Raw genomic sequence first — 7,466 nt, 5'->3', positions numbered from 1 at the left:
TTAAGACACTTTGCCACTCACCTGAGCGCTCCAGGCTGCTATAGGCGACCACCCCCGGCCCCTCTCCCAGAGGCACCCAAGCGCTTCGCGCCGCTCACGCGACCACCCCCGGCCCCTCTCCCTGAGCGTCCCTCACCCCCAACCCCTCTCCCTGAGGCCCTCACCCCCAACCCCTCTCCCTGAGGGAGAGGGGAGTTAGGGTGGTGCGTTCGCGACAGCGTTGCGTAGCAATAACAACGTAGAGAAACGTTTTTTTGCTATTTGATTTTGCTATTTGATAATGACTACTCCTCCAGCCGACGACACTTGTGGTAGCCCCTATCCGCCGGCGGCAAAGGTGGCCATCAAAATTAAAGAGAGCAAAATGCCCGGAAAGAGCAGCAGCACCAAGGTTAAAAACTCAGAAAGGCTCATGACAGCACAAAGAACAACAACCGAGGGCACCAGTCCCCAACCTAGCGATTCCGGCAGCCCTTCCCATCCTCCCTTTGGGATCCCTTAACAGTTGCCGTCGATGGCCGACCCCTGAGGCTTTTCCCCTTCTGCCGGCGATATCCTGGCAAAGGGAAAGTCTTCTTCAAGCGCTCCGATGGGCATCCAAGGCAGGCGTATTGCCGTCGAACCTGGGGATCTGCGTCCTTGGCTGCAAGAGGCCGTTTTGGCAGGGGGTGGTGAGCTGGTGCCGCTGGCCGAAGCGGAGGCGCTGGTGTGGGCAGATGCCTTTGACGTGCCCAAGCTCAAGCAGTGTCTTGCCGAAGGAAAGGGGATCCGCTGGGTGCAGTTGCCCTGGGCAGGGGTGGAACCTTTTGCCCAGGCAGGGGTTTTGGATCCCGCCTATGTGTGGACCTGCGGTAAGGGGGTGTACGCTCAGGCGGTGGCCGAACATGCCCTGGCCCTCACCTTGGCCGGCCTGCGGGATCTGAAGATCCGCGCTTTGGCTCAGACTTGGCAGGCGGGATCCGGCACCAGCCTCTGGGGCAGCCGCGTGGTCATCTTTGGGGCGGGGGGCATTGCCCAGGCGCTGATCCAGTTGTTACAGCCTTTCCGGTGCTCCGTTGACGTGGTGCGGCGCAGGGCGGATCCCTTGCCAGGAGCCAGCCGGGTGGTGACGCTGGCAGAACGGCAGGCGGCGCTAGCAGGGGCGGATGTGGTGATCCTGGCCTTGGCCCTCACCCCGGAAACAGAGGGGATCATCGCCCGGCGGGAGCTGGAGCAGATGGGATCCCAGTGTTGGCTGGTGAATGTGGCAAGAGGCAAACACATCGTGACCCCCGACTTGGTGGCCGCTCTGCAACAGGGGGTGATTCGCGGGGCCGCCTTGGATGTCACGGATCCTGAGCCCTTGCCGGCTGGGCATCCCCTCTGGAGCTTGCCCAATTGCCTCATTACCCCCCACACAGCCATTACCGACGCCATGATTGTTCCTGCCCTCTCCGAGCGGGTGCGGGAAAATGTGCGCCGCTTTCGGCTGGGGGATCCCTTGCTGGGAGTGGTGGATCCGGTTTTGGGCTATTGAGCCCTCACCCCTTGGGAGAGGGGAGCTAGGACTCGCGGGGGGCCATCTCCTGCACGCGAGCGGCAATGGCCTCGGCCATCTCTTGCGTGCCGACGGGATCCCCTTGCGCCAGGTCATAGGTGACGTATTTGCCTTCGGCAATGACCGACTGCACTGCCGCTTCTACCCTCGCGGCGGCTTCCCGCTCGCCCAGATAGCGCAACATCATGGCCCCGGAGAGGATAAGGGCAGAGGGGTTGACCTTGTTTTGGCCGGCATACTTGGGCGCCGAGCCGTGGATGGCCTCAAAAACCGCAATGCCATCCCCGATGTTGGCCCCTGGCGCCACCCCCAGCCCGCCGATCATGCCGGCGCACAGATCCGAGATGATGTCCCCGTAAAGGTTGGTGAGCACCAGCACATCGTAGAGCTGCGGCTTCTGCATCAATTGCATACACATGTTGTCCACGATGCGATCTTCAAACTCGATGTCGGGGTACTCCTGGGCCACCTCCCGCGCCACCTGTAAAAACAGGCCGTCGGTGAACTTCATGATGTTGGCTTTGTGGACGGCCGTTACCTTTTTGCGGCCGTTTTGGCGGGCGTATTCGAAGGCAAACTTGACAATGCGGCGGCTGCCGAAGTCTGAGATGGGCTTGATGCCGATGGCGGATCCCTCGCGGATGGGTTTGCCGGAAAGGCGCATCATGGCTTCCCGCGCTTGGATGGCTGCCGGTGTGCCCTGCTCAAACTCGATCCCGGCGTAGAGATCTTCGGTGTTTTCCCGCACCACCACCAGGTCAATGTCTTGAAAGGGGCTTTTGATCCCCGGGATGGACTTGGCCGGGCGCAGGTTGGCGTAGAGATCCAGCTCTTTGCGGATGGCCACATTCACCGAGCGAAAGCCGGTGCCTACGGGAGTGCCGATGGGCCCTTTGATGGCCAGCTTGGTCTCTCGGATCGACTCCAATACGTGGGGCGGTAAGGGGGTGCCGTATTTCTCGATCACCTCCACCCCTGCCTCTACCGGGATCCATTCCAACCCAACCCCGGTAGCCTCCAAAACCGTGGTCATCGCCTTGGTCACTTCCGGGCCGATGCCATCCCCAGGAATCAAAGTCACACGATAGGCCACCGATGCTTCTCCTCGCAGCGTGAAAACTCCGTCTTGCCGGCGGATCCCCCCATAGATAGGTCAGATAACCGGGGATCCCCTAGGCTTCAATGACTATAGAACAGGTTGAGAGCGAAAATGCTGCATCCGCTACCTTGTCAATGGGCGGGGCCGGGGACGAAATTAGGGAGTCGGGGGCAAGGGAATCCGCAGCTCCATGACCGTGCCACTGCCGAAGCGGCGGTTACGCCAGGCAATGGCGGCCCCGATCAACTCGGCTCGGTAGCGCATGTTGAGCAGCCCATGTCCATGGCCAGGCATGGGATCGGCCCCACCCTTGGATTCCGGCATACCGCAGCCATCGTCGATGATCTTCAGCTCCAAGTGGGTGCAGAGAGCCTGAGTATCCTGCCGGGGCTGAATGATGAGATCGATGCGCCGTGCCCCTGCATGTTTGACGATGTTGTTGAGGGCCTCCTGCACGATGCGGAAAATGTTGCTCTGGCAGGCGGGGCTGAGGCGGGAGAGCAGGCCATCGGCTTGGTTGTCGAAACGGGTGAGGAGGGGATGCGGAGATCGCTGGGCGGCCCGTTCCAGGAGGCTGCGCAGGGCCGGGCCCAGGTTAAAGGCCCGCATGGCCGTCGGCTGTAAATCTTCCACGATCCCCCGCAACTCGGCCATGGTTTCCCTCAGTTGGGCGCTCATGGCCTGCAACTGGGTCTGGACAGCGGGGCCAACGGCTGGATCCCCAGAGAGCTCCTGAATCTGGCGAGATAAAGCTCCCAGATCCGCCAAGGTTTGGTCGTGGAGATCGGCGGCCAAGCGACGACTTTCCGCCTCTCGCCCCTCGGTTAGACCCCGCAAAGCTGCTGCTGTCGCCTCCTGACGGCGAACTTGCTCGTAGAAGGAGGCCCGCTGCAAGGCCACTGCCGTAATGTCCGCCAGCGCGTTCACCAAGTCCGCGTCTCCGGGAGCAAGTCCGACGGCATCGGCGGTTTTGCCGGGCTCAACCGACGGCATGAACGCACAGAGCACCCCGGCCACCTGGCGAGCATCGGTGACTATCGGCACAGCCAGCAGGGAGCGGATGCCGTTCTGGAGCAGACTTTGGCGTGTGTGGGCAGGCAGCGGGAAGGTGTGGACATCGGCAATCAGCAATGTGTCTAGCTGGCGGTAGCAATTGGCCCAGATGAGCTGGCCCAGCTCAGGGGGCAGAGTCTGTCCCACCTGGGAAGGGATCCCCGGCTGACGACGATACTCCTGGTGAATGGCCAGGGGCTCTGGGGGAGAAGCAGATGAAGGCTGCGGAGTTGCAGGGGGCGCGATAAAATCGCAGCGATCCACCTGCAAAGCCTCTGCCATACCCTCGAGGGCAATCTGCACCACCTGCTGGGGATCATAGGTGCCGCTGAGGCGCTGGGCGAGCTGGCGCAACAGGCTTTCCCGCTGGGCCGAGATGCGGGTCTGCTCGTACAGTTGCGCCTGCTTGAGGGCGATCCCTGCCTGCTCGGCCACGGCTTCCGCCAACTCCAGATCCTCCGGCTGCCAAGGAGAAGGGATCCGGGAGCCGCGCAGCAGGGCAATCCCCCCCAACAGCTCCTGCTGCCGCTGCGGATGGTCATACAAAGGTACCCACAACAGCCCACTTCCCTGCCGCTGCGGCTGCAAGTCATCCGGCACCACCACCGGCTCCTTCAAGGTGGCCAACAGACCGGCTGCCCAGCGCAACCTGGCCTGAATTGTCTCCGAGAGTTCTGGGGATCCCATCAGCAGGGCATCCAACGAGGACTCCGTGCCGCTCACGAGAACGGACGGATTAAGCTGCGGCGCATAGAGGCCCACGGGGCACAGGAGCTCCTGCTCCGGCTGCCAAAGGGCCAAGATACACACATCCGCCTGAAAAGCCGCCCCGATCTGCTGGGTGATCGCGTGGAAGAGGGTGGTGGGATCCAGGCTGGAGCGAATCGCCGCTGTGATCGAGTGCAACAGCGCCAGCCGTTCCGTCTGCTGATGGGCATGCTCGAACAAGCTGGAACGGGTCAGGGCAATCGCCAGTTGATAGGCCACCGAGCGCAACAGGTCGATCTCCTCCGGCTGCCAAGGATGGGGTGTAGTGATGTATACCCCCAGTAACCCGATCATCCCCCCCTGCACACCGGGCCGTCCTCTATAGGGATCCCTCCCGCCGATCTCCGCTCCCACCGACTGCACCGGGATCAGCACCGCCGAGCGAGCTTGTAGCGCCTGGAAGGCAGCCAGCCCCGCCGGCGGCAGGAGATCTCCATCCGGCGGCAGAGGCAGGGCGATTTGCACCACCTGCCCCGCCCGCAAGCGCTCGCAAAGCGAGCCAAAGTCTTGGATCCGGTACACCTCTCGTAGGCAAGGGGCTAGTCCAGGGCTCAGGGCTTCGTGGGTGACCTGAACCGTCTGCTGGTCCGGGTTGAGACTGTAAAAACAGCAGCGGCTCAGCCCCTGCACGCCTTTCGGGAGAAAGGCCTGTTGTAGCTCCCTCAGGGCAGTGCTGACGATTTGATCCCACTGCAAAAAGCGGTGAACAGTGCTGGTGATGCGGTTGAGCAACGCCTCCCGCACCGCCTGCCGGCGGCTGCGCTCCAGCAGTTTGGCATTGATGATGGCGCTGGCCGTATAGGAGCAGAGGAACTTTACCACCTCCACAAAGCTGGCCTGCAGAGGGATCCGGCTCAGCAGGGCCAAAGCGCCCAGCCGCTCCTCCCCGCGGTTAATGGGGTGGGCGACAAAGCCCCGCAGGCCATTAGCCCTCACCCACTCCGGGGCAGGCATCCAGGCTTCTTGATCCGGGTTGTTGCTCAAGAGGGGCAACCCTTGCTGGGCCACACGCCCCATAGGGCTGTCATCGGGGTAGATCCGCTCAATTTGATCGTGGGCAGGGCTGACCAGGCCGGCATGGGCCACCGACTGAAAGCAGCCCTCCTGCGGGTCGAAAAACCAAAGGCGGGCGGAGGCCACGCCCAAGCGGCTCACCATCTGCTGCACCAGGGTCTGGGCCAACCTGCGCAAGCCCTGCTCCAGCACCTCCGGCTCTGCCGCTTCTGAGGATCCCTGGGAAGAGAGAAGCACCAGTTCCTGGACGATTTGGTTGGCAGCTTGGAGCTGGATCAACAACGAGGAATCTGGATCGACACAAGCCTGCAAAGGCATAGCAGCAAGCAATCAAAAACTTGAGCAAACTCAAAACTTCAGTCAGGCAACCAACTTCTGCACCGCCTCCAGCCGCCCCAAAGCCCAGCCCCGCCGCTGCAGCAGCGCAAAAGAGGCCATCAAATCCGGCCCCTGCAGATCCCCTGTCAGGGCGGCCCGCAAGCTTTTCATCAGCAAGCCCTTTTTCATGCCCTGACTTTTGGTTACTTGCTCCACCAGCGGCTTCAGGCTGTCTGCGGCAACGGGCTGGGGCAACTCGGCAGCGGCCAACGTGGCCGCCGTGGCCGCCATGGCTTCCGCCACCCCCGGCAGGCGCAACTGTTCCAAAGCTGGCAAGGTATAGCTAAGGGGCTCTTGAAACAAAAAGCGGCTGAGGGGAGGGGCCTCGGTCAGGCGGTCGATGCCCTCGGCAACGAGGCGAGCCACATCCTCCAGCCAACCGGGATCCGGCACGGATCCCAGGTCAAACCCCGCCGCCTGCCAAAAGGGCGTCAGCCGCTCCACCAATTCTGCCGGCGAGAGCTGCTTGATGTACTGGCTGTTGATCCAGTTGAGCTTGTCCCAATCGAAGCGAGCAGCGGCCCGGTTGACCCGGTCGAAGTCAAACTGTGTAGCTGCCTTTTCCAACAAGAAAAGCTCTTCCCCATCTGGGGGCGACCAACTGAGCAAAGCCAAGTAGTTTTTGAGGGCCTCCGGCAAAAAGCCCATTTGCTGAAACTCTGTTACCGAGGTCGCCCCATCCCGCTTGGAGAGCTTCTTCCCTTCTGGGTTGAGGATGAGGGGGGAATGGGCAAATTGCGGCGGTTCATGCCCCAGAGCGCGGTAGAGCAAGATCTGTTTGGGTGTGTTGCCGATGTGGTCTTCGCCGCGGATGACGTGGGTAATGCCCATGTCGATGTCGTCCACCACCACCGCCAAGTTGTAGAGAGGATAGCCATCCGCCCGCGCGATCACCATATCCCCCCCCAAGTCCTGGGTGTTCCAGGTGATGGGGCCGCGGATGAGATCCACCCAGGACACCTCCAGGGGCTCCTCAATCTTGAAGCGGATCACCGGCTGCCGGCCCTCGGCTTCGTAGTCGCGGCGCTGTTCCTCGGTGAGAAAGCGGTGGCGGTTGTCGTAGCGAGGGGCTTTGCCGGCGGCCTTTTGGGCGGCGCGCATTGCTTCCAGCTCCGCCTCGCTGACGTAGCAGCGGTAGGCCAGCCCCCGTTCCAAAAGCTGCTGCACCACCGCTTGGTAGCGGGCGATGCGGTTGGATTGGTAGATGGGCCCTTCGTCCCAGTCCAGCCCCAGCCAGGCCAGCCCCGCCAAAATGTTGCGGGTGTAGCGGGGGGAAGAGCGCTCGCGGTCGGTGTCTTCAATGCGCAGGATGAACTGGCCGCCGTGGCGGCGGGCATACAGCCAGTTAAACACTGCCGTCCGGGCGGTGCCGATGTGCAAATTTCCAGTTGGACTGGGGGCAAGGCGAACGCGAACACTCACAGGCTTATGGATCCCAAGCAGAGCATCTTGATCCTAGTCGGCGGCGGGATCCCTTGTCATGTTGGGGGCTGCAAGTGGTTGCCAATTGAGGCATGTCGAGTAGAATCCGCCTTAGCTGCCGGTCAACAGGTAGGCTCCCCGGGGGTAAAAGTTGGTGGGCAACGCCCAAATCTCGCTTTTTTTCCGGTGTTGAGG

General features: G+C 62.2%; 4 protein-coding genes. 1 reads left to right on the top strand and 3 read right to left on the bottom strand.

Translation table 11 applies throughout. From position 1 onward, the window contains the following. Nucleotides 1–589: 589 nt before the first annotated feature. Nucleotides 590–1,516, top strand: coding sequence for a D-isomer specific 2-hydroxyacid dehydrogenase family protein (locus NW858_RS11310; RefSeq protein ID WP_414520516.1), 927 nt, complete (start codon nucleotides 590–592; stop codon nucleotides 1,514–1,516). A gap of 25 nt (nucleotides 1,517–1,541) precedes the next feature. Here the strand turns inward: NW858_RS11310 and NW858_RS11305 are convergent, their stop codons facing one another. The 3 genes from NW858_RS11305 to gltX form a co-directional block, all read right to left on the bottom strand. After that, the gene (locus NW858_RS11305) at nucleotides 1,542–2,630 is read right to left on the bottom strand and encodes an isocitrate/isopropylmalate dehydrogenase family protein (protein WP_414336653.1); all 1,089 of its coding nucleotides are present in this window, start codon (nucleotides 2,628–2,630) and stop codon (nucleotides 1,542–1,544) included. Between the two features lie 162 nt (nucleotides 2,631–2,792). Next, on the bottom strand, nucleotides 2,793–5,789 hold the full coding sequence (locus NW858_RS11300; RefSeq protein WP_414520515.1) for a GAF domain-containing protein: 2,997 nt from the start codon (nucleotides 5,787–5,789) through the stop codon (nucleotides 2,793–2,795). Nucleotides 5,790–5,831: 42 nt separating this feature from the next. Beyond that, entirely contained in the window at nucleotides 5,832–7,271 is a 1,440-nt protein-coding gene (gltX, locus tag NW858_RS11295) for a glutamate--tRNA ligase (RefSeq protein WP_414333424.1), read from the bottom strand. Nucleotides 7,272–7,466 lie beyond the last annotated feature (195 nt).

Origin of the sequence: Synechococcus sp. H55.10, from assembly GCF_047502715.1 — a bacterium.
Taxonomy (GTDB): domain Bacteria; phylum Cyanobacteriota; class Cyanobacteriia; order Thermostichales; family Thermostichaceae; genus Thermostichus.
This window is presented reverse-complemented; position numbering and strand designations above follow the sequence as displayed.